The following is a 24156-nucleotide window of genomic DNA, read 5'->3' on the forward strand; positions in this document are numbered from 1 at the left end:
TGCCCTCTGCCTGCTCGTGGCGGGCGCGACGCCCGATAGCTTCCTGCTCAGCACGCGGAGTTTCGTGGAATTACCACTCTTGCGAATTGGCGTGGTCTGCATGGAGAATCAGATATTCGAGGCCGCGGAACGGCTCGCTGACAAACTCGACGTCCCTTCCGGTGCGGTAATCGCGGCGGCCGGGCTGGTGGTGCTCGCCCGGCGGGCCGGCGCCGATGAGCTGAGCGGTGAGATCTGCGGGCACGAAATCCGGCTGCCCTGGCGGGCGCCGCTGAGCGCGGTCGCCGGACAGGCCGCGGCCGTGCCCGGGACGGCCGGCCCGGTGGTATCCGTGACCGGGGGCGGGCGGGCGATCGCGGCGGATCCCGGCGCCCGCTCCGTCGAGGCCGAGCCCCTGCTCCGCGGGCACCTGGCCGCCGCCCTCGCCGCGGACCCCGGGCAGCCGGCGGGGCGGGCGTGGCTGTGGGGCGAGGAGGACGAGCGCGTCGTCGCGGGCGCCCACGCCGAACGCGCCTGGGACACCGACCGCACGGTGGCGTCCATGATCCGGGAGCAGATGACCTCCCGCCCCGACGCGGTGGCGATCGAGCAGGGCGGCAGGGTCCTCACCTACCGGCAGCTCGGCGAGCTCACGGCCGCCGTCGCCGCGGGCTTCGCGCGGGCCGGGGTCACCAGGGGAGACCTGGTCGGCATCGGCCTGCCGCGCCGCATCGAGACCATCGCGGCGCTGCTGGCCACCTGGTCGCTCGGCGCCGGGTTCCTGCCGCTCGACCCGGCGCACCCGCCGCTGCGGCTGAGCCGCCAGCTGGAGTCGGCGGGCGCGCGGTACGCGGTGCTGCCGCCCGGCGCCGGCGTGCCGGGATGCACCGCCCTCACCCTGGACACCGGCACCGGAGCCGCGGTCACACCGCCGGGCTTTCCGGTGGAGCTCGACGGCGTCGCCTACGCGCTGTCCACGTCCGGCTCCACCGGCACCCCGAAGGCAGTCGCCATCCCGCACGCCGCGCTGCGGCACTGCGTGGGCGCCATCGCCCACCTGATCGGCGCAGACCGTCCGCACGTCACGTGCATGGCCACGCTGACCTTCGACATGTCGACCATGGAGATCTTCCTGCCGCTCGCGACCGGCGGCCGCCTCCTGCTGGTCGGCGAGGACCTGCAGCGGGACCCGGAACGGCTGGCGGCCTGGCTCTCCGGCCGACGCCTGGACCTGGTCCAGGCCACGCCCACCACCTGGCGGATGACCGTCCCGTACCTGGAACCGGGCGCGCTGGCAGGCGCGGACGTCATCGCGGGCGGTGAGGCGCTCAGCGCCGCGCTGGCGGCCGGGCTGCGGCGCACCGGAGCCCGCGTCTGGAACGGCTACGGGCCGACCGAGACCACCATCTACACGGTCCTCCATCACGTGGCCGGCCCGCCGGAGGACCCGGTGCCGATCGGTCGGCCGCTGCCCGGCATCCGCGCCGCCGTACTCGACCAGTGGGATCGCGCGGCCCCGGTCGGGCAGATCGGCGAGCTGGTGCTGAGCGGCCCGCAGCTCGCGCTCGGCTACGTCGGCGACCCGGAACGGACGGCCGCCTTCTTCCAGGAGCATCCCGGCCTGGGCCGGGTCTACCGGACAGGCGACCTGTGCGCGTGGCGCGAGGACGGCACGCTGGCCTACCACGGCCGCGCCGACCACCAGGTGAAGCTGCGCGGCCAGCGGATCGAGCTGGAGGAGATCGAGGCCGTCGCCGAACGGCACAGCCGGGTCGTCAGGGCCGCGGCGGTGGTGGTGGAGCACGGCGCCAACGACAAGCGGCTGGTCCTGTACGCGCAGGCGGACGGGCTGCGCGGGGCCGAGCTGCGCGAGCACCTGGAGCAGTGGCTCCCGCGCGCGCTGATGCCCCAGCACGTCGCCATCCTGCCGGCCCTTCCCCTGACCGGCAGCCAGAAGATCGACAGGACGGCGCTCCAGGCGCACGCGGAGACCCTCGTGGAGGCGCGATGAGAATCCTGGGTATCAGCGGCCTGCACAACTCCGAGGAGTTCAAACGGCGGGAACTGCCCGGGCTGTCGGAGCGGGAGTACCGAATCAGCCAGGGCCGTGACTCGGCGGCGGCGCTCGTCGTGGACGGCCGGATCGCGTCCGCCGCGGCCGAGGAGCGGTTCACCGGCGACAAGGCCACCGGGCGCTTCCCGGTCAACGCCATCAAGCACTGCCTGGACTGGGCCGGGCTCGGGCTGGACGACCTGGACCTGATCGGCCACGGCTTCGCCCACGAGCGTTCCGGGCTGGAATCCGGAGACGACTACCTGGCCAGGCGCTTCACCGAGGTGTACGACCCGGAACGCCAGGTGGACTGGTTCGCCGAGCACTTCCCCGGTGCGGCGGTGCGCTCGCGGTTCACCCCGGTTCCGCACCACCTGGCCCACGCGGCCAGCGCCTACTACGCCTCCGGGTTCGACGACTGCCTGGTGCTCGTGGCCGACGGCCGGGGCGAGACGGAGAGCCTGACCGTGCTCGCCGGGACCGGCGGCAAGCTGGAGGTCCTGCACACCGTCCCGGCCATGCACTCGCTCGGCACCCTCTACGGCGTGTTCACCCTGTACCTCGGCTTCGAGATGGCGCTCGACGAGTACAAGATGATGGGCCTGGCGTCGTACGGCGACCGCACCCGCTACGAGCGCGAGCTGCGGCAGCTCGTGCACCTGCGCTCCGGCCCCGATTTCGCCCTGCCGATCCTGGCCCGCGACGGAGACCTGCTGCAGCGCGAGACACATCGCGGTGTGCTGGCCGTACTGGAGGAGATGTTCGGCCCGGCCAGACAGCCGGGCGGGCCGATCGAGCAGCGGCACATGGACGTCGCGGCGGCGGCGCAGGTGGCGCTGGAGCGCTGCCTGCTCCACGTGCTGCGGCACTTCCGCCGCCAGACCGGGCTGCGGGACCTGTGCTACGCGGGCGGTGTCGCGCTCAACTGCACCGCCAACGGGCTCATCCTGCGCAGCCGCCTCTTCGACCGGGTCTTCGTGCCGCCGGGCGCGGGCGACGACGGGACCGCGGTGGGCTCGGCGCTGTACCTGCACGCGACGCGCAAGCCGGAGACCCCGATCGAGCCGATGCGGATGCCGTACTGGGGCGCCGCGTACATGTCCGCCGAGATCGCCGAGCACCTGGCGACCAGGGACGACGTGCGGTCCCGCCGGGTGACGGACGAGACGGAACTGCTGGCGGAGACCGCGCGGGCGCTGGAGCGGGGCGAGGTGGTGGCCTGGTTCCAGGGCGGCATGGAGTTCGGCCCGCGCGCGCTGGGATGCCGCAGCATCCTGGCGGACCCGCGCGAGGCCCGCATGCGCGACCACATCAACAACCTGATCAAGAAACGGGAGGACTTCAGGCCTTTCGCCCCGGTGGTGACCGAGGCGGCGGCGCCGTCGTTCTTCGAGATCAGGCGCGGCCACGAACGGCAGTACGCGCACATGCTGTTCACCACCCGCACCCGCCAGGAGCACCGCGACCGGCTCGGCGCCGTCACCCACATCGACGGCACCGCCCGGGTCCAGACGCTCGGGGCCGACGCCAACCCCCGCCTGCATGCGCTCCTAGAGGCCTTCGGCGCCCGCACCGGAATCCCCGTGCTGCTGAACACCTCGTTCAACATGCGCGGCCAGCCGATCGTGCGCACGCCACGCGAGGCCGTCGACACCTTCCTGCGCTCGGGCCTGGACCGGCTGGTCATCGGCGACCACGTGGTGCTGCCGGGGAGCGCGTCGTGAACCGCGCGACCACACTCCCGGCCGACGTCCCCCCGACCGTGCGGCCCGGCTACGTCCGCGGGCACCTGTCGGCCCGCCTCGCCGTCGCGGACCACCCGGGCACGCCCCTGGCCTGGCTCGCGGCGGCGGCGATGGCGCTGATAGCCACACCGGACTCGGACGAGGTCACGGTGGCGGCGGCGGACGGCGGGCTGGTGGCGCTGAGTTCCCCCGTGGGCGCCGGCACCCGGATGGGCGACCTGCTCAGCTCCGCCTCCCGGCCGGGCGGCCCGCCGGACCGCGCCGAGCTCCGGATGCTGGTGGCGGCGGACATCGACCGGGCCGAGGCCGAGCGGGCGGCGCTGCAGCTACGTGACTGCGACTGCGTGTTCCTGCTGACCGAAGCCCCGGACGGCCGGCTGCTGGAGTGCGACTACGACGCCGACCGCTACACCGAGCAGGCGATGCGCTGGCACCTGGACCGGCTGGAGACCCTCCTGCTGCTCCTGGCCGAGGAGCCGGACGCGCCGCTGGCGGACGTGGTCGTCGCCGCCGAACCGGTGGCGGAGCTCCAAGACCGGGACGAGACCGTCTACGTCGCCCCGCGCACCCCCACCGAGCGGAAGCTGGCCGCCATCTGGGCCGAGGTGCTGGGGGTGCCCAGGGTCGGCGTGGACGACGACTTCTTCGCCATCGGCGGCCACTCCATCCTGGCCGCGATGACGCTGAGCAGGATCCGCGCGGCCTTCGGCGTCGAGGTGCACTTCGACGAGTTGTTCACCGCCCCGACCCTGGGCGGCTGCGCCAAGGTCGTCGAGCGCGCCGCAGCCGGAACGGCCCACCCTCTGGGCGGCGCGTCCGGGCCCGCCGTGGTCTCGCTGGAGCAGGAGCGCCTGTGGTTCCTGGAGCAGTGGCGTCCCGGCACCGCGCTCTACAACGTGCCGCTTGTGGTGGAGCTGACCGGACCGGTGGATGCCGCCCGGCTGGGAGAGGCGCTGCAGCGTGTGGCCGATCGCCATCCGGCGCTGCGCACCGCGTTCGAGAACGTGGACGGCCAGCCGAGGCCGCTGACCCGCGACGCCGAGGTGCCCTGGCGGCGGGAGGAGGCCGGCGACTGGGCGGACGCCTGGCGGCTGGCGCGCGCCCACGTCGCCGAACCGTTCGACCTGAGCGTCCCGCCGCTGATCAGGGGCGGGCTGGTCAGCGTCGGAGCGGACCGGCACCTGCTGCACCTGTGCATCCACCACCTGGCCGTCGACGGCTGGTCGCTGGGTCACCTGCTCGACGACCTGGGCGCGGCCTACCGCGGGCTGCCGCTGCCGCCGCCGCACGAGGTCGGCTACGCCGACTACGCGGCCTGGCAGCGCGGCCGTCCCACAGCGGACCACCTCCGGTGGTGGCGCTCCTACCTGGCGGGGCTGCCGCCGCTGCTGGAGCTCCCGGGTGACCGGCCGCGCCCGGCGGTGCAGAGCTTCCGCGGCGGGACCGTACGCCGGGAGCTGCCGCCGGAGCTGGCCGCGGCTCTGGCGGACTTCGCGCGGTCGCGGTCGGCGACCGTGTTCGACGTGGCGCTGTCGGCGTTCGCGCTGCTTTTACGCCGGTGGACCGGCCGGAGTGACCTGCCCATCGCCACCCCGGTGGCGGCCAGGCCGCTGCCTGAGCTGGAGCCGCTCGTCGGCTTCTTCGTCAACACCCTGGTCGTCCGCGCCGACGCGGGCGGCGACCCGAGCTTCGCGCAGCTCGTCGAGAAGGTACGGCAGAGCGCGACCGCCGCGCTCGGCCACCAGGAGCTGCCGTTCGCCCTGCTGGTGGAGGCGCTACAGCCGGAGCGGACGCTGAGCCACGCGCCCGTGGTGCAGGTCGCCTTCGCGCACTACCGGCCCTCGCACCACCACTGGGAACTGGCCGACGGGCTGACGGCGCGGCTGCGCCAGACCGACACCGGGACGGCCAAGTTCGACCTCATGCTCACCCTGCACGAGGCGCCGGGGGAGATGCTGCTGGAGGTGGAGTACGCCGCCAACCTGCTGGAGGCGGACACCGCCGGCCGCCTGGCCGACCAGTGGCTGGAGCTGATGCGAGGGCTGCTGGCGGCGCCGGCGGAGCCGGTGTCGAGGATCGGCGCGCTGCCCTCCGTCCAGCGACGCCGGCTCACGGGCTGGGCTCGCGCCGCCGACGAGCAGGCGAGCTGGGACCGCGTCGCCGGCACCACGGTCCCGGAGCTGGTCGCCCGGCAGGTGGCCGACCGCGGCGACGCGGTGGCCGTGTCGGCGGGCGGCGTCGAGCTCACCTACGCCGAGCTCTGGGCCAGGTCGGGAGCACTGGCCGCGCGGCTCGGCCCGCGCCGCGGCGAGCTGATCGGCCTGGCCTGTCACCGCGGCGCCGACCTGGTCGTCGCCATGCTCGCGATCCTGCGCGCCGGTGCGGCCTACGTGCCGCTCGACCCGTCCTACCCGGCCGCCCGGCTCTCCTTCATGGTGGCGGACACCGGCGTGGGCACGCTCGTCGGGCACCGCGACCTGCTGGCCGCGCTGCCGCGTACGGGAACCGAGACGATCATCATCGACGGCACCATCGACGGCACCATCGACGGCACCATCGACGGCGTCATCGAGGGCCCGGCGGCCGCACCTGAGGTGCCGATCGGTCCCGAGGACGCCGCCTACGTCATCTACACCTCCGGTTCCACCGGCCGCCCCAAGGGCGTCGTCGTCCCGCACCGCGGCGTCGTCCGGCTGGTGCACGGGGCCGACTACGTCTCCCTCGACACCACGACCGTGCTCGCCCAGCTCTCCAACGCCTCCTTCGACGCCATCACCTTCGAGGTCTGGGGCGCGCTGGCCAACGGCGGCAGGGTGGTCGTCGTCCCGCCCGCGGCGGTCCTGGCGCCGCCGGCGCTGGCGGGGCTGCTCCGGGCCGGCCACGTCACCACGCTCTTCATCACCACGTCCCTGTTCAACGCCGTCACCACCGAGGAGCCGGACGCCTTCGCCACCGTCGACCACGTCTACTTCGGCGGTGAAGCGCTCGACGTGGCCAGGGTGGGCGAGGTGCTGCGCGGCGGGCGCGGCCCGCGCACCCTGCACAACGTCTACGGCCCGACCGAGGTCACCACCTTCTCCTCCTGCCGGCCGCTGACCGAGCCGCCCGGCACGCGCGGGCCCATCGGCCGGCCGATCTCCGGCACCACCGCCTACGTCGTCGACCTGGACACCGGTGACCTCGCCCCGGAGGGGGTGCCGGGCGAGCTGTGGCTCGGCGGTCCCGGCGTGGCCTGGGGCTACTGGCGGCGGCCCGGCACCACAGCGGGCGCCTTCGTCGCCGACCCCTTCTCCTGCGTGCCCGGCCGGCGGCTCTACCGCACCGGCGACCTGGCGCGCTGGACGCCCGCCGGGACCCTCGAATACCTCGGCCGCATCGACCGGCAGGTCAAGATCCGCGGATTCCGCGTCGAACCCGGCGAGGTCGAGCTGGCCCTGTCGGCGCTGCCCGGCGTGCGCGCCTGCGCCGTCGTCGCGCGCAGCCCGCAGGACGGCCCGGTGGAGCTGATCGCCTACGTGCAGGCAGGCGGCGCCGGGCTGACCACCGAGGCGGTCCGCGACGCCCTCGCCCGTGAACTGCCCGAGCATCTGGTGCCCGCCCATGTGATCCTGGTGGACCGGATACCGCTCGGCCCCAACGGCAAGGCCGAGACGTCCTCGCTGCCGGCGCCCGGGGAGCGGCGCGCCGAGGCCTGGGCGGTCGCCCCCGCCGGTCCGGTGGAGGAACTGCTGGCCGGGATCTGGGCCGAGGTGCTCGGCCTCGAACAGGTGAACGCCACCGACGACTTCTTCGAACTCGGCGGCCACTCGCTGCACGCCGTCAAGGTCACCACCCGGGCCGAGCGCGCCCTGCGCACCTCGGTGTCGGTCCGCGACCTGTTCCGGCACAAGACCGTCCAGCGTCTGGCCGCCGCGTTACGCGAGGCGGACCCCGACCGGCTGGACCGGATAGCCGCCATCGTCCTGCAGGTACGGCAAGCCCCCGTGGGCGCGGAGGAAGAGATCGCAGATGCACACTGACCGCGCACAAGAGCTGCTGATCGACAAGCTGCTCGCCGAAGCCGGCCTCGGCGACGCCGCTGCCGCCTCGCCGAGGGTGCCGCGCAGGCGGCCGGGCGACGATCCGCTCTCATCCGGCCAGGAACGGCTCTGGTTCCTCGACCAGTGGCGCCCCGGCACCCCCCTCTACAACGTCCCCGTACTGCTGGAGCTGCACGGGCACGCCGACGCGGACGAGCTGCGCCGCGCCGTCCAGGGACTGGCCGACCGGCACGCGGTGCTGCGCACCGCCTTCACCGCGGACGCCGGCGGCCGCCCCCGCACCCGGGTCCACGAACGCGCCGACGTGCCCTGGCGCCACGAGGAGGCGCCCGGCCGGGCGGCCGCCGTGGAACTCGCCGGCGAGCGGGTCAGGGAGCCCTTCGACCTGGCCGCGGCGCCGCTGCTGCGCGCCGGCCTGATCAGCCACGCCGCCGAACACCACCTGCTGTGGATCTGCTTCCACCACATCGCCGTCGACGGCTGGTCGCTCGGGCTAATGCTGGAGGAACTGGCCGGCGGCGAGCCCGCCCGGCCTCCCCTCGAGTACGCCGACTACGCGGCGTGGGAGCGGGCCAGGCCGCTGGAGGAGGGACTGGCCTGGTGGCGTGACCACCTGGAGGGCCTGCCGCCGCTGCTCGAACTGCCCACCGACCGCCGCCGCCCGCCGGTCCAGGAGTACGACGGCGCCACCGAGCACTTCCTTCTCCCCGATCCCGGCCGGGTCCGCGAGCTGGCCAGGGCGTCCGGTGTGACAGTGTTCGAGGTGCTCCTCTCGGCCTTCGTGCTGCTGCTCGGCCGCTGGAGCGGGCGGACCGACCTGGTGATCGGCACGCCGGTGGCCGGGAGACCGGCCCCCGAGCTGGAGGAACTCGTCGGCTTCTTCGTCAACACCCTCATCGTCCGGGCCGACCTCGGCGGCGACCCCACCTTCGCCGAACTGCTGGAGCGGGTGCACGAATCGTCGGCGCAGTCGCAGGCCCACCAGCAGGTGCCGTTCGCGGCGCTGGCCGACGCGCTGCAGCCGGAGCGCGAGCTGTCACACCCGCCGCTGGTCCAGGTGCAGTTCGGCCTGCACCGGCAGGAGCGCTCCCGCTGGCGGCTGGGCGCCGCCGAGGCGGTGCAGCTGCCCGCCGACACCGGCACCGCCAAGTTCGACCTCAGCGTCACCGTGGTCGACTGCGACGGTGAGCTCCGCGTCGAGCTGGAGTACGCGACCGCGCTGTTCGACGCCGTGACCGCGCGGCGGCTGGCCGATCAGTGGCAGACCCTCCTCGCGGGGCTGCTGGCCCAGCCTCACCTGCCCGTCTCGCGCGTCAGCGCGCTGCCGGAAGCCGAGCGGCGGCTCATCGAACGCTGGTCGGGACCGGCCCGGCGGATCGAACCGGGCATGACGCTGCCCGGCCTGGTCGCCGAGCAGGTCAAGACGCGGCCGGACGCCGTCGCCGTCACCGACGGGCCGCTCCGGCTCACCTACGCCGAGCTGTGGGAGCGCTCGGGAGCCCTGGCCGCCCGGCTGGGCTCGGGACCGGGCGACCTGGTCGGCCTCGCCTGCCGGCGCAGCGCGGAACTCGTCGTCGGCATGCTCGCCATCGTCCGTACCGGCGCGGCCTACGTGCCGCTCGACCCCGCCTACCCGGCGCCGCGCCTGGCGTTCATGCTGGCCGACGCCGAGCTGAAGACCGTGGTCACGCAGCGCGGCGTCGACCTGCCGGACGGGGAGTACCGCACGGTCCTGGCCGACGCGCCGGCCGGCGAGGCCACCTACGACGGCCCCGGGCCGGACCCCGGCGACCTGGCCTACCTGATCTACACCTCCGGCTCCACCGGCACGCCCAAGGCCGTCATGGTCACCCACCACAACGTGGCCAGGCTGCTGGCGGGCACCCAGCCGGACTACGGCTTCGGCCCCGGCGACGTCTGGACGCTCCTGCACTCCAGCTCCTTCGACGTCTCCGTCTGGGAGGTGTGGAACTGCCTGGGCACCGGCGGCCGCCTGGTCGTGGTGAGCCACTGGGAGAGCCGCGAGCCCGAGGCGTACTACGACCTCGTGGCCCGCGAACGGGTGACCGTGCTGAACGCCACCCCAGCCGTCTTCCGCCAGTTCGCCGGCGTGGACGAGCGCCGCGCCGCCGAGCTGGCGCTGCGGCTGGTCGTCTTCGCCGGCGACGCGCTGGACCGGGACTCGGTGCTGCGCTGGTGGGAGCGGCACCCCGAGGACGCGCCGCGGCTGGTCAACATGTACGGGATCACCGAGACCACCGTGCACAGCACCTACGCCCCGCTCACCCGGGAGCTGCTGACCGGGCGGACCAGCCCGATCGGCGTACCCCTGCCGGACCTGGGCATCCACGTCCTGGACCGCGACGGGCTGCCGGTCCCGGCCGGGGTGATCGGGGAGATCCACGTCAGCGGCGACGGTGTGGCGCGGGGCTACTGGAAGCGGCCCGACCTGACCGCCCAGCGCTTCCTGCCTGACCCGTTCTCCGGCCGGCTGGGGGCGCGCATGTACCGCAGCGGCGACCTGGCGAGCTGGCGGCCCGACGGCACGCTGGAGTTCCACGGCCGCGCCGACCACCAGCTCAAGATCCGCGGCTTCCGCATCGAACCGGGCGAGGTCGAGGCCGCCGTCTGCGAGCATCCCCGGGCAGGCCGGTGCGTCGTCGTCGCGCACGGCTCGCCGGAGCGGCGCCTGGTCGCCTACGTCGAGGCGCGCGGCGAGCTGAGCGTCGAGGACGTGCACGAGTTCCTGGAGCCCAGGCTCCCCGCGCACCTCATCCCCTCGATCGTGGTCATCCTCGACGAGCTGCCGCAGAGCCGCAACGGCAAGATCGACCGGTCCGCGCTGCCCGACCCCGCAGAGGAACGGCCCGCGCTGGGCAGGGCCTACGTCGCGCCGCGCACGGAGACCGAGCGGGTGCTGGCCGAGATCTGGGCCGAGGTGCTCGAACTGGACCGGGTGGGCGTCACCGACAACTTCTTCCACCTGGGCGGCGACTCCATCCGCAGTGTCCAGGTGCTGGCGCTGGCCCGCGAGCGGGGCTTCGACTTCGAGCTGCAGCGGCTCTTCCAGCTGCCGACCGTGGCGCAGCTGGCCACCGGCATCACGCCCGCGGCGCCGGTGGCGCGGGAGCGGGAGCCGTTCGCGCTGATATCGGAGCAGGACCGGGCCAGGCTGCCCGAGGACGTGGCCGACGCGTACCCGATGGCGGCGCTGCAGGTCGGGATGGTCTTCCACATGGAGTCCGACGACCGCATGCTCTACCAGAACGTGGACAGCTTCCACCTGCGGGCGCCATGGGCCGAGCGGGCGTTCCGGGAGGCGACCGCGCAGGTGGTGCTGCGCCACGACATCCTGCGGACCTCGTTCCACCTCAGCGACTACAGCGACATGCTGCAACTTGTCCACCGCACCGCCGAACTGCCGATCGAGGTGGCGGACCTGCGCGGGATGAGCGCCGAGGAGCAGGGCCGGATCATCGGCGAGCTGGTCGACCGGGAGCGCGAACGCCCCTTCGACCTGGCCAGACCGCCGCTCTGGCGCTTCTTCGTCCACCGGCGCGGCGACGACTCCTTCCAGTGGACGCTGGTCGAGCACCACGCCATCCTCGACGGCTGGAGCCTGCACTCCACGATCGGCGAGATCCTGGAGCGGTACCTCGCCCTGCTGAAGGACCCCGCCGCCGCGGCCGGGCCGCCTCCGGCCTCCACCTACCGCGACTTCGTCGAGGCCGAACGGCAGGCGATCGAGTCGGGCGAGGAGCGCGCCTGGTGGAGCGAGCGGCTGGCCGGCCTGGAGCGGCTGACGCTGCCCCGCTGGCCGGCCGGCTGTCCCGCGGCCCAGACCGCCCCGGCCTACGAGGTGGAGGAGTGGACCCTGCCCGAGGGCAGCAGCGAGTTCTACGCCTGGCGAGAGACCAAGATCCCGGCCGAGCTCTGCCAGGGCCTGGAGCGGGCCGCCGAGCAGCTCGGGGTGCCGCTGAAGAGCGTGCTGCTGGCCGTGCACCTGCGCGTGCTCGCCTACCTGGCCGGGACGGAGGACGTCGTCACCGGCATGGCGTTCAACGGGCGGCTGGAGGAGGCCGACGGCACCGAGTCGCGCGGCCTGTTCCTCAACTCGCTGCCGATCAGGGCGCGGGTCGGCGGCACCTGGGACGAGCTCATCCGGGCCGTCTTCGAGGAGGAGAACAGCCTGCTGCCGCACCGCCGCTTCCCCACCTCGCAGATCCAGCAGCTGGCGGGCGGCGGCCCGCTGTACGAGACGCACTTCGTCTACAACCACTTCCATGTGCTGAAGGACCTGCTCGACGGCGGCGAGATCGCCTTCGTGGACCCCAAGCTGGACGCCTACACCACGCTGCGGGTCGAGCCGACCAACTACCCGTTCGTCTGCGGCTTCCTGCGCAACCCGCGCTCGGGCAGCGGGCTGCTGATGAGCCTCGACTTCCACTCCGGCGAGTTCGCGCCCGAGCAGGTCCGCCGCGTCCGCGACTACTACCTGACCGCGCTGCACCAGGTCGCCGCCGATCCGCACGCGCCGGTGGCCGCCGCGCCGCTGGCCGCCCCGGCGGAGCTGGCGCAGGTGGAGCGCTGGAACGCCACCGCCCGCCCGGCGCCGCTGGAGCGGTCGCTGGAAGAGCTGGTGGCGGAGCACGTACGGCTGCGGCCCCGGAACCTGGCCGTGGTGGACGGAGACGTACGGCTGACCTACGCCGAGCTGTGGGAGCGCGCGGGAGCGGTCGCCGGGCGGCTCCGCGAGGCGGGCGTGCGCCCGGGCGACCTGGTCGGGCTCTGCGCCGAACGCTCGGCCGACCTGGTCACGGCGATCGTCGGCATCCTGCGGGCCGGCGGGTCGTACGTGCCGCTCGACCCGTCCTACCCGGCCGAGCGGCTGTCGTTCATGCTGGCCGACACGGGCGCGGGCGTGGTGCTCGGGCACCGCCACCTGCTGAGCGGCCTGCCGCTCGCCGAAGGCCAGGGCATGCCCCTGGAGGACATCGCCGGACCGGAAGGCGCCGTGGAGGAGACGGGTCACGGCGGCGGCGACCGGGTGGCGAGCGTCGTCTACACCTCCGGCTCCACCGGCCGGCCCAAGGGCGTCGCGGTGGCGCACCGCGGCATCGTGCGCCTGGTGTGCGGCACCGACTACGTGCGGCTCGGGCCCGGCAGCGTGGTGGCCCAGCTCTCCAACGCCTCCTTCGACCCGCTGCTGTTCGAGCTCTGGGGTGCGCTGCTGAACGGCGGACGCCTGGTGATCGTGCCCAACGAGACGGTGCTGTCGCCGCCCCGCCTGGCCGAACTGGTCAAGGCCGAGGGCGTGACCACGCTCGCCCTGGTGACCGCGCTGTTCAACTCGGCCGTCGCCGCCGAACCCGCCGTGTTCGGCACCGTCGGCCAGGTCTACATCGGCGGTGAGCGCGTCAACCTGGCCAGCCTGCGCCAGGCGGACCACCCCGGGCTGCACAACATCTACGGCCCGACCGAGGTGACCAGCATCTCCACCTGCCTGCCGCTGGCCGACATCCCCGCCACCAACGGTCAGATCGGCCCGCCGATCGCCAACACCCAGGCCTGGGTGGTGAGCACAGCCCTCTCGCCGGCCCCGGCCGGCGTGCCGGGCGAGCTGTGGCTGGGCGGCCCCGGAGTCGCCGTCGGCTACTGGCGGCGGCCCGGCCTGACCGCCGACCGCTTCGTCGCCGACCCGTTCTCCGGCACCCCGGGAGCCCGGCTCTACCGTACGGGCGACCTGGCCTGCTGGCGGCCCGACGGCACCCTGGAGTTCCTCGGCCGCCGCGACCACCAGGTCAAGATCAGGGGCTTCCGGGTGGAGCTCGGCGAGGTGGAGGCCGCCCTGGCCGCGCACCCGGCGGTGGCCACGTGCGTGGTGACCGCGCCCGAGGGCAGGCTCTTCGCCTACGTCCAGCCGGAGGCCGCCGTCAGCGCCGAGGAACTGCTCGGCCACCTCGCCGCGACGCTGCCGGAACACATGGTCCCCAGCGCGGTCATGGTCATGGACCGGCTCCCGCTGAACCCCAACGGCAAGATCGACCGGGCCGCGCTCCCGGTTCCCGACCCGGGACGGCCGGCCGCCGGCACTCCGTACGTGGCGCCCCGCGACCCGGTCGAGGAGGCGATCGCGGACATCTGGCGAGAGGTGCTGGGGGTCGAGCGGCCCGGCGTGGACGACGACTTCTTCGAACTCGGCGGCACCTCGCTCGACGCCGTCCAGATCGCCTTCCGCATCCGCACCGAGTTCGGGGTGGACCTCGGCATCAAGCAGATCCTGGCCGAACCCCGCATCTCGGCGCTGGCCGTACAACTCGGCGCGGAGCTCGACCGGCTGGTCCTGGCCCTGCCGGACGACGAGCTCGCGCGGCTCCTGCCGTCCGAGTCATGAGAGGACCCTTACGCATGTCGGAGACCTTCGCCGCGCGGATCGCGCAACTGCCGCCGGAGCGGCGCCGGCTCCTGCTGGAGCGGCTGGCGGCCCAGCGAGCGCCGCGGGCGCCGCGGGCGCCGCGCACCGGCGAGCCGGTGGCGCTCTCCTTCGCGCAGGAGCGGCTCTGGTTCCTGTGGTCCGCGGCGCCGGACAGCTCCGCCTACAACGCCCCCGCCGCGGTACGGCTGCGCGGCCCGCTCGACACCGAGGCGCTGGGCCGGGCGCTCGACGGGGTGGTGGCCAGGCACGAGATCCTGCGCACCCGCTACGTCGCCGGGGACGGGGTGCCCGTCCAGGTCGTGGACGCCGCCGCCCCGGCCGGGCTGCCGGTCGTCCCGGTGCCGGAGCACGGGCTGCGCCGGCTGGTCGACCGGGAGTGCGCCGCCCCCTTCGACCTGGAACGCGGCCCGGTGCTGCGCGCCACGCTGTTCAGGCTGGCGCCGGACGACCACGTGCTGCTCCTGGTCGTCCACCACATCGCCGCCGACGGCTGGTCGCTGCCCATCCTCTGGCGGGAGCTGGACGCCCTCTACCGCGGCCAGGACCTGCCCGCGCTGGACATCCAGTACGCCGATCACGCCCACCGCCAGCGGGACGAGGCCGGCGACGACGGGCTGGACGACTGGTGCGAGCGGCTGACCGGGCTGGAGGAGCTGACCCTGCCGCTGGACCGGCCGCGCCCCCCGGAACCCGCCCGCCGGGGCGTGCTCGTGCCGGTCCGGGTGCCCGATGACAGCGCCGCGCGGCTGCGCGAGCTGGCCAGGACGAACGGCTGCACCCCGTTCATGGTGCTGCTCGCCGCGGTGCAGGCGCTGCTGACGCGGGTGACCGGTCAGCACGACATCGCCGTGGGCACCCCGGCGGCCGGACGCGACCGGCAGGACGTCGCGCCGCTGATCGGCTTCTTCGTCAACACGCTGGTCATCAGGACCGGCACGGCCGGCGACCCCACCTTCCGCGAGCTGCTGGCCAGGACCAAGGCGAGCGTCCTGGACGCCTTCGCCCACCAGCACATCCCTTTCGAGCGGGTCGTGGAACGGCTCAACCCGGTGCGCGAGGCCGGGCGCAACCCGCTGTTCGACGTCATGGTCACCGGCGACAGCGACGCGGCGGGCGCGCGGCCCGCGCTCGGCGGGCTGGAGGCGGAGCCGTACCCGTGCGACGGCGGCGGCGCGCTGTTCGACCTGACCTTCAGCCTGGACGACTCCTTCGCGGGCACGCTGGAGTACGACGCGGAGCTGTTCGACCCGGCCACCGCCGAGCGCCTGGCCGGCCGGCTGACCGGGCTGCTGCGGCAGGCCGCCGACGCCCCCGACCGGCCCGTCTCCGCGTACGAGCTGATCACCGAGGCCGAGCGGCGGCAGCTGGCCCGGTGGAACTCCACCGGGCTCGCCTTCGACGCGGAGGCCGGGCTGGAGGCGCACGTCGAGGCCTGCGCCGACGCCGCGCCCGGCGACCTGGCCCTGGTGTGCGGCGCGGAGCGGCTGACCTACGCCGAGGTGGAGCGGCGGGCCAACCGGCTCGCCCATCTGATCGCCGAGCTCGGCGCCGGTATCGACGACGTGGTGGCGGTCTGCGTGGGCCGCGGCCCCGACTCGGTGATCGCCCCGCTCGCCGTGCTCAAGGCGGGCGCCGCCTTCTTCCCCGTCGACCCCGACCAGCCCGCGGACCGGCTGGCCGCCATGTTCGCCGGGGTCGCCCCCGCCCTGGTGCTGACCGACCCCGCCTTCGGCGCGGCCGTCCCGGCGGGGCCGTGGCGCGTCGCGGGCGTCGCCGAGGCGGCCGGGCGGCCCGAGCACCGGCTCGGCCGGCGGGTGCCCCCGGACGCCCTGGCGTACGTCATCCACACCTCGGGCTCGACCGGCACGCCCAAGGGCGTCATGGTCACCAGGAGGGGCCTGGCCAACCTGCGGGCAGACTGGGCCGCCCGCGAGATCGAGGCCCGGCGCTGGCTGACGGTCGCCAGCCCGTCCTTCGACGTCTTCCTCGGCGACGTGGTCAGGAGCCTGGGCTTCGGCGGCAGCCTGGTGGTCGCGCCGCGCGCCCTGGCGCTCGACCCCGCCGCGCTGGCCGCCGAACTGGCCGCCGAACGGATCGAGGCGTTCGACAGCATCCCCGCGGTCCTGCACGGCCTGGCGGGACACGTGGCGGCCCACGGGCCGGAGCTGCCCGGCCTGCGGCTGCTGATCTCCGGCGGCGACGCCCTGCCGGTGGCCGACTGCGACGCCCTCATGGCCACGTTCGGCCCCCGGGTGCGGGTGCTGAACGCCTGGGGCGCCACCGAGACCACCATGGACAGCACCATCCACGAGGCGTGCCGGGGCGCCCGCACCGTCTCGGGAATCGTGCCCGTCGGCTCCGCCGCCGCCAACACCGCCGTCCACGTGCTCGACGAGCACGGCCGCCAGGTGCCGATCGGCGTCGTGGGGGAGCTGTACGTCGGCGGCGCCGGCGTCGCGCGCGGCTACGCCGGCAAGCCCGCCGCGACCGCCGGGAGCTTCGTGCCCGACCCGTTCGCCGCGACGCCCGGCGCGTGCCTCTACCGTACGGGCGACCGGGGACGCCGGCTGCCCGACGGTAGCATCGAGTTCCTCGGCCGCGGGGACGACCAGGTGAAGATCCGCGGGCACCGGGTGGAGCCCGGCGAGGTCCGCGCCGTCCTGCGCGGGCATCCCGCGGTCGCCGACTGCCACGTGCTGGCCTGGCCGGACGGGCGTGACCACCGTCTGGTCGGCTACGCCGTGCCGGCCGGCCCGGCGGACCCCGCCGCGCTGCGCGACTACTGCAACGAGCGGGTGCCGCGGCCGATGCGGCTGTCGGCCGTGGTCCTGGTGGACGCGCTGCCGCGCACGCTGAGCGGCAAGATCGACCGCTCGCGCCTGCCCGACCCGGGCGCCGGGACGCAGGGCGGCCGGGCCGCCTCCGAGGCGCCGCGCACCGCCCTGGAGCTGGCCGTGGCCGAGATCTGGCGGCGCGTGCTCGACCTCGGCGGCACCGAGATCGGCATTCACGACGACTTCTTCGACCTCGGCGGCCACTCCATGCTCGCCACCCGGCTCCGGTTCGCGCTGCGCCAGGAACTCGGCGCCGACCTCCCGGTCACCACCGTCTTCGAGGCGCCGACCGTGGCGGCCATGGCCGCTCGCGTGGCCGCCGCCCGCCCGGCGCCCGCCCCGATCGAGCCGGCGCCGCGCGAGAGCGCGCTGCCCCTGTCGTTCGCCCAGGAACGGCTCTGGTTCCTGTGGAAGCTCGCGCCCGGCAGCACCGCCTACAACATGCCGGTCTCGGTACGGCTGCGCGGCCCGCTCGACCGCGCCGCCCTCTCCCGCGCGCTGGACGGCGTCGTCGCCAGGCACGAGATCCTGCGCACCCGCTACGTCGAGACCGACGGCCGGCCCCGCCAGGTCATCGACCCGCCCGGCCCGGTCGAGCTGGCCGACGGGTTCGGCGACGCCCTGGAGCAGCCCTTCGACCTGGAGCGCGGACCCGTGCTCCGGGCCGGGCTGCACCGCGAGTCGGCCGACTCGCACGTGCTGCTGCTGGTCTTCCACCACATCGCCTGCGACGGCTGGTCGCTGCCCGTCCTGTGGGAGGAGCTGGCCGCCCTCTACCAGAGCCGGGAGCTGCCGCCGCTCGGCATCCAGTACGCCGACCACGCCGTCCACCAGCGTTCCGCCGCCGAGGAGGGGAGCCTGGAGCACTGGACGGCCCGGCTGGCCGGCCTGGAACCCCTCGACCTGCCCGCCGACCGGCCCCGCTCGCACGCGCTCGCCGAGCGCGGCGACCACGTCCTGCTCGACCTGCCCGCCGACGGCATGCGCGAACTGGCCCGCGAGCACGGCGTCACCGTCTACATGGTGCTGCTCGCGGCCGTGCACGCGCTGCTGTCGCGGCTGACCGGGCGGCACGACGTGGCCGTGGGCACCCCCACCACCGGCCGCGACCACCCCGCCACCGAGCCGCTGATCGGCTTCTTCGTCAACACCCTCGTGCTGCGCGGCGACATCTCCGGCGACCCGGGCTTCGCCGAACTGCTCCGGCGCGCCAGGCGGACCGTCCTGGAGGCGTTCGCCCACCAGGACACGCCGTTCGAGCGCATCGTCGAGCGGCTCAACCCGGTGCGGGTGCCCGGTCGCAACCCGCTCTTCGACGTCCTGGTCACCTACTCCAAGGAGGAGCGGCGCGACCTGTGGGCCCTGCCCGGCCTCGAGGTGGAGCGGCTGGACACCCGGGTGCCCACGGCCCAGTTCGACCTGACCTTCGCCGTGCACGAGACGGACGAGGGGCTGCACGGCGCGCTGCACTACGCGTGCGGGCTGTTCGACCGGTCGACGGCCGAGGCGCTGGCGGCCCGGCTGACGCGGCTGATCGGCGCGGCCGTCGCCGACCCGGACGAGCCGGTCTCGCGGCTCCCGCTGCTGAGCGCCGAGGAGAGCGGCTGGACGGCGGGCCCCCGCCGCGACGGGCAGCCGGAGCTGCTGCCGCACGTCTTCTCCGGCCACGCCGCCCGCACGCCGCACGCCCCGGCGCTCGTCGCGGGAGCGACCACGTGGAGCTATGCCGAGCTCGACCGGGAGGCCAACCGGATCGCCCACCACCTCATCGCGGCGGGCGCGGGACCGGAGAGCGTGGTCGCGCTCGCCCTGCCGCGCTCGGCCGGGCTGATCGCCGCCATCCTCGGCGTGCTCAAGGCCGGCGCCGCCTACCTGCCGCTCGACGTGAACCACCCCGCCGAGCGCATCGTGTCGACGCTGCGCGACGCCCGGCCCCGGCTGCTGGTCACCTCCCGCGCGGCGGACGTGCCGTATGAGCGCAGACTCCTGGTCGAGGAGCTGGGCGGCGGCCCCGACCACGACCCGGGCACCCGCCTGGACCCAGGCATGGCCGCCTACGTCGTCTACACCTCCGGCTCCACCGGCACCCCCAAGGGCGTCGTGCTGGAGCACCGCGGCCTGGCCAACCTGGCGGCCAACCTCGGCGAGCGGCTGGACGCGGCGGGCGGGCCCGCCCACCGGGTGCTGCAGCTCGTCTCCCCGGGCTTCGACGTGATGGTCTCCGAACTGACCACGGCGTTCACCCGCGGCGGCTGCCTGGTGGTCGCGCCGGCCACCTACACCGGAGAGGAACTCGGCAACTTCCTGCGGGAGCAGCGGATCAGCCTGGCCCACGTGCCGCCCGCGATCCTGTCCACCGTGCCGCGCGAGCCCCTCCCCGACCTGCGGATGCTCGTCGTCGGCGGCGAGGGCTGCCCGCCGGGGCTGATGGAGTGGTGGTCCACCGGCCGCGTCATGATCAACGCGTACGGCCCGAGCGAGGCGACCGTCGACGCGACCGCCTGGCGCTGTGAACCGGGCACGATGCTCATCGGCCACCCGCTCCGCGGCATCCAGGCGCACCTGCTGGACGCCAACCTGCAGCCGGTGCCGCCCGGCTGCCGCGGCGAGCTGTACCTCGGCGGCCCCGGCGTCGGCCGCGGCTACCTCGGCAGGCCGGGGCTGACCGCGGCGCGCTTCGTCGCCTGGCACGGCGGCACCCGCCTCTACCGGACCGGCGACCTGGCGCGGCGGCTGCCCGGCGGCGTGCTGGAGTTCCTCGGCCGCGCCGACGACCAGATCAAGCTGCGCGGTCACCGCATCGAACCGGCCGAGATCGAGCACGTGCTGGGCCGGGCGCCCGGCGTCACCGCGGCGGCGGTGATCTTGCGCGGCGACCAGCTGATCGCCTACGTCGTGCCCGCCGCCGCCAACCCGGCGGCCGTCATGGCGCACGCCCGCACCCGGCTGCCCACCCACCTGCTGCCGGCCGCGATCCTGCCGCTGGACGAGCTGCCGCTCACCCCCAACGGCAAGCTCGACAAGGCGGCCCTGCCCGAACCGCCGGCCACGCGCCACCGGCCGCCGCGCACGCCGCGCGAGGAGACGCTGCTGCGGCTGTTCAACGACACGCTCAACGCCACCCACCTGGGCATCGACGACGACTTCTTCGTCAACGGCGGCCACTCCATCCTGGCCACCCGGCTGATCAGCCGGATCCGCAGCGCGCTGAGCGCGACGCTGACCATCCGCGACCTGTTCGACCACCCGACCGTGGCGGGGCTGGCTGAGGTGCTGCGCGAGGACGCCAGGCCCGCGCTGCGCCCGGCGGCTGCCAGGCCCGAGCGGCTGCCGCTGTCGTTCACCCAGCGCCGCCTGTGGTTCCTGAACCGGCTGGAGGACGCGGGCGACCACGCCCAGAACACGCTCACCTGCCTGCGGCTGCGCGGCCCGCTGGCCGTCGGCGCGCTGGCCGCCGCGCTCACCGACGTGGCGGACAGGCACGAGCCGCTGCGCACCGTCTTCCCCGAGGACGCCAACGGCCCCTACCAGCGGATCCTCGCCCCCGCCGTCATCGGCCTCACCCCCGAGCCGGTCACCGAGACCGACCTGCCCGGCCTGCTGACCGCCGCCGCCTCGCAGGGCTTCGACCTGACCCGCGAGACCCCGCTGCGCGCCCGGCTCTTCCGGCTGGCGGCGGACGAGCACGTACTGCTCCTCGTCGTGCACCACATCGCCTGCGACGGCTGGTCGATGGCGCCGCTCGCACGCGACCTGGCCGAGGCCTACCGGGCCAGGCTGGAGAACCGGGAACCCGGCTGGCGGCCGCTGCCGGTGCGCTACGCCGACTTCGCGCTCTGGCAGGACCCGGGCGACGACCACCTGGACTTCTGGCGTACCACCCTGGACGGGCTGCCCGACCAGCTGGAGCTGCCCACCGACCGGCCGCGCCCGGCGATCGCCAGCTACCGCGGCGACACCGTGCCCTTCACCATCCCCGCCACGGTGCACGCCCGCATGGCCGAGGTGGCGCGCGAGCACGGCGTCAGCCTCTTCATGGTCACGCAGGCGGCGCTCGCGGCGCTGCTCACCCGGCTGGGCGCGGGGAGCGACATCCCGATCGGCACCGCGGTGGCCGGGCGCGCCGACGAGAGTCTCGACGACCTGGTCGGCTGCTTCATCAACACGCTGGTGCTGCGTACGGACACCTCGGGAGACCCGAGCTTCACCGAGCTGCTCGCCCGGGTACGTCACGCGAACCTGGCCGCCTACGAGCACCAGGAGACGCCGTTCGAACGGGTCGTCGAGGCGGTCAACCCGACCAGGACGCTCGCCCGGTTCCCGCTCTTCCAGGTGCTGCTGGTCTTCCAGAACAACACCACCGCCGACCTGTCCTTCCCCGGCGTGCGGACGGCCCACGAGCCGGTACGGCACGGCGCCGCCGACTACGACCTCACCCTCGACGTCATCGAGCGCTACGACGAGTGCGGCCGGGCCGAGGGCATGGACGCCTACCTGGAGTACGCCGTCGACCTGTTCGACCGCTCGACGGCCGAGTCCCTGGCCGAACGGCTGCTGCGCGTGCTGGAGGCCGCCGTCGAGGAGCCCGGCACCCGCGTCGGGGAGCTGCCGGTGCTCACCTGCGACGAGCTGGACCTGGAGTTCGCCCGCTCGCGCGGTCCCCGGGCCGAACCGCTGGAGCTGACCGTACCGGCCTGCTTCGAGCGGCAGGCCGCCCGGACCCCGGACGCCATCGCGGTCGTGGCGGGGGAGCAGCGGTGGACCTTCGCCGAGCTCAACCGCCGGGCCAACGCCATCGCCCACCAGCTGCGCGCGCGGGGCGCGGGACCGGAGAAGCTGATCGCGCTGGCGCTGCCCCGCGGCGCCGAGATGATCGCGGCGGTGCTGGGCGTGCTCAAGGCGGGCGCCGCCTACCTGCCGCTGGACCTGGAGCACCCGGCCGAGCGCATCGCCTACACGCTGGACGACGCGCGCCCGCTGCTGGTGCTGGCCACGAGGGAGAGCGCGGTGCCGTACGAGCGGACGGTGCTGCTGGAGGAGATCCCCGACGGCCCGGACCACGACCCGGGCACGCCGCCGCTCCCCGGGCACGCCGCGTACGTCATCTACACCTCCGGCTCCACCGGGCGGCCCAAGGGCGTGGTGCTGGAGCACGGCGGGCTGTCGCACCTGCTCAACGCGCACCGGCAGAAGCTGTTCAAGGCGGCCGGCGGCGAGCGGCTGCGCATCGGCTTCGTGGTGCCGCTCACCTTCGACACCTCGTGGGACTCGATGCTCTGGCTGATGGACGGCCACGAGCTGCACGTCATCGACGACGTCACCCGCCGCACGCCCGAGGACCTGGCCGACTACATCGACGCGCACCGCATCGGCTTCGTCGACCTCACCCCGGTCTTCATGGAGCAGCTGGTCGCGGCCGGGCTGTTCGCGCCGGGACGGCACCACCCGAAGGCGCTGATGGTCGGCGGCGAGGCGGTCTCGGCCGGGCTGTGGCGGGCGATGCGGGAAGCACCCGTCACCGACAGTTACAACTACTACGGCCAGACCGAGTGCACCAACGACAGCACCGCCTACCGGGTGCGCGACGGCGACATCCCGCTGATCGGTCACCCGCTGGCCAACACCGAGGTGCTGCTGCTCGACGACAACCTGCTGCCGGTGCCGCCCGGTGTGCGCGGCGAGCTGTACATCGGCGGTCCCGGCGTCGGCCGCGGCTACCTCGGCCGGCCTGGCCTGACCGCCCAGCGGTTCGTCGCCGCCCCCGGCGGGCGGAGGTGGTACCGCACCGGGGACCAGGCACGGCGGCGGGCCGACGGCGCGCTGGAGTTCGCCGGCCGGGCCGACAACCAAGTCAAGCTGCGCGGTCACCGGATCGAGCTCGCCGAGATCGAGAACACGCTCGGGCAGGCGCCCGGCGTCGCCCAGGCGGCGGTCATCGTCCGCGACGACCAGCTCGTGGCGTACGTGACGCCCGAGCAGGCCGACCCGGCGCAGCTGCACGCGCACGCCCTGGCCCATCTGCCGACCCACATGCTGCCCGCCGCCTACCTGCCGCTGCCCGAGCTGCCGCTCAACGCCAACGGCAAGCTCGACCGCCGGGCTCTGCCGGAACCGCCGCGCACCGGGCACCGGCCGCCGCGCACCCCGCGCGAGCACACCCTCCTCGGGCTGTTCACCGAGGTCCTGGAGCAGCCGGACCTCGGCGTCGACGACAACTTCTTCGCCGCCGGAGGCCACTCCATCCTGGCCGCCCGGCTGATCAGCAGGGTGCGCTCGACGCTCGGCGCCGCGCTGAGCATCCGCGACCTGTTCGCCGCGCCCACGGTGGCCGAACTGACCGAGCGCCTGGCCGGCGGCGGGGACGGCGACGACCCGTTCGACGTGCTGCTGCCGCTGCGGCCCTCGGGCACCCTGCCGCCGCTGTTCTGCGTCCACCCCGTCGGCGGCGTCAGCTGGTGCTACAGCAGCCTCCTGCCGCACATCGAGCCGGACCGGCCGGTCTACGGCCTGCAGGCCACCGGGCCCGACCAGCTGGGCTCGGTCAGCGAGATGGCCGAGCGCTACCTGGAGATCATCCGCCGGGTGCGGCCAGAAGGGCCCTACCACCTGCTCGGCTGGTCTTTCGGCGGCCTGGTGGCGCACGCCATGGCCGAGCGCCTGCCCGGCGAGGTCGGGCTGCTGGCCCTGCTCGACGGCTACCCCGCCTTCTCGGGCGCGGAGCGGCCGGGCATCGAGGACGCCGCCGAGGCCCGCGCCCTGCTCATGGACTCCGTCGGCTACGCGGCCGACCTCGGCGAGGAGCTCGTCGCGTCGATGACGGAGACGGTGCTGCGCAACTCCAAGCTGCTCGACGCCCACCGGCCCGGCCGGCACGACGGCGACGCCCTGCTGTTCGTCGCCACCCGGACCTGGCCGGCCGGGCTGTCGGCGGCCGGGATCTGGGCGCCGCACGTGACCGGACGGCTGACCGTACACGAGATCGACTGCGACCACGACGCCATGGCGAGGGCCGAGGCGATGGCCCAGATCGGGCCGATCGTGGCCGGACACTGCCGGGAGGCATGAAGCG

Annotated in this window: 5 protein-coding genes; all 5 read left to right on the top strand. The window is 74.6% G+C overall.

The features are described 5' to 3' along the window. The first annotated feature begins 100 nt into the window (after positions 1-100). From AB0J42_RS05815 to AB0J42_RS05835, 5 genes are read left to right on the top strand one after another with little or no spacing between them, the layout of a single operon-like run. Positions 101-1990 (top strand): amino acid adenylation domain-containing protein, encoded by a 1890-nt coding sequence (locus AB0J42_RS05815; RefSeq protein ID WP_364289316.1) that lies wholly within the window; start codon positions 101-103, stop codon positions 1988-1990. After that, positions 1987-3756, top strand: a complete 1770-nt coding sequence (locus AB0J42_RS05820) for a carbamoyltransferase C-terminal domain-containing protein (protein WP_364289318.1) — start codon at positions 1987-1989, stop codon at positions 3754-3756. The genes AB0J42_RS05815 and AB0J42_RS05820 overlap by 4 nt, the downstream gene beginning before the upstream one ends. Continuing rightward, positions 3753-7796 carry an amino acid adenylation domain-containing protein gene (locus AB0J42_RS05825; protein WP_364289320.1) on the top strand — a complete coding sequence of 1348 codons (4044 nt, stop codon included), beginning with the start codon at positions 3753-3755 and terminating at the stop codon, positions 7794-7796. Before AB0J42_RS05820 ends, AB0J42_RS05825 begins: the two co-directional genes overlap by 4 nt. Beyond that, positions 7786-14211, top strand: coding sequence for an amino acid adenylation domain-containing protein (locus AB0J42_RS05830; protein WP_364289322.1), 6426 nt, complete (start codon positions 7786-7788; stop codon positions 14209-14211). The genes AB0J42_RS05825 and AB0J42_RS05830 overlap by 11 nt, the downstream gene beginning before the upstream one ends. Before the next feature lie 14 nt (positions 14212-14225). Next, positions 14226-24152, top strand: a complete 9927-nt coding sequence (locus tag AB0J42_RS05835; RefSeq protein ID WP_364289324.1) for an amino acid adenylation domain-containing protein — start codon at positions 14226-14228, stop codon at positions 24150-24152. Positions 24153-24156: the final 4 nt, after the last annotated feature.

Source organism: Nonomuraea sp. NPDC049649, assembly GCF_040675175.1.
Taxonomy (GTDB): Bacteria; Actinomycetota; Actinomycetes; order Streptosporangiales; family Streptosporangiaceae; genus Nonomuraea.

Bases quoted from the DNA above. Each gene is read 5' to 3' on its own strand.
- AB0J42_RS05820 (WP_364289318.1), top strand. From the start codon at position 1,987: ATGAGAATCCTGGGTATCAGCGGCCTGCACAACTCCGAGGAGTTCAAA.
- AB0J42_RS05815 (WP_364289316.1), top strand. From the start codon at position 101: ATGGAGAATCAGATATTCGAGGCCGCGGAACGGCTCGCTGACAAACTC.
- AB0J42_RS05830 (WP_364289322.1), top strand. From the start codon at position 7,786: ATGCACACTGACCGCGCACAAGAGCTGCTGATCGACAAGCTGCTCGCC.
- AB0J42_RS05835 (WP_364289324.1), top strand. From the start codon at position 14,226: ATGTCGGAGACCTTCGCCGCGCGGATCGCGCAACTGCCGCCGGAGCGG.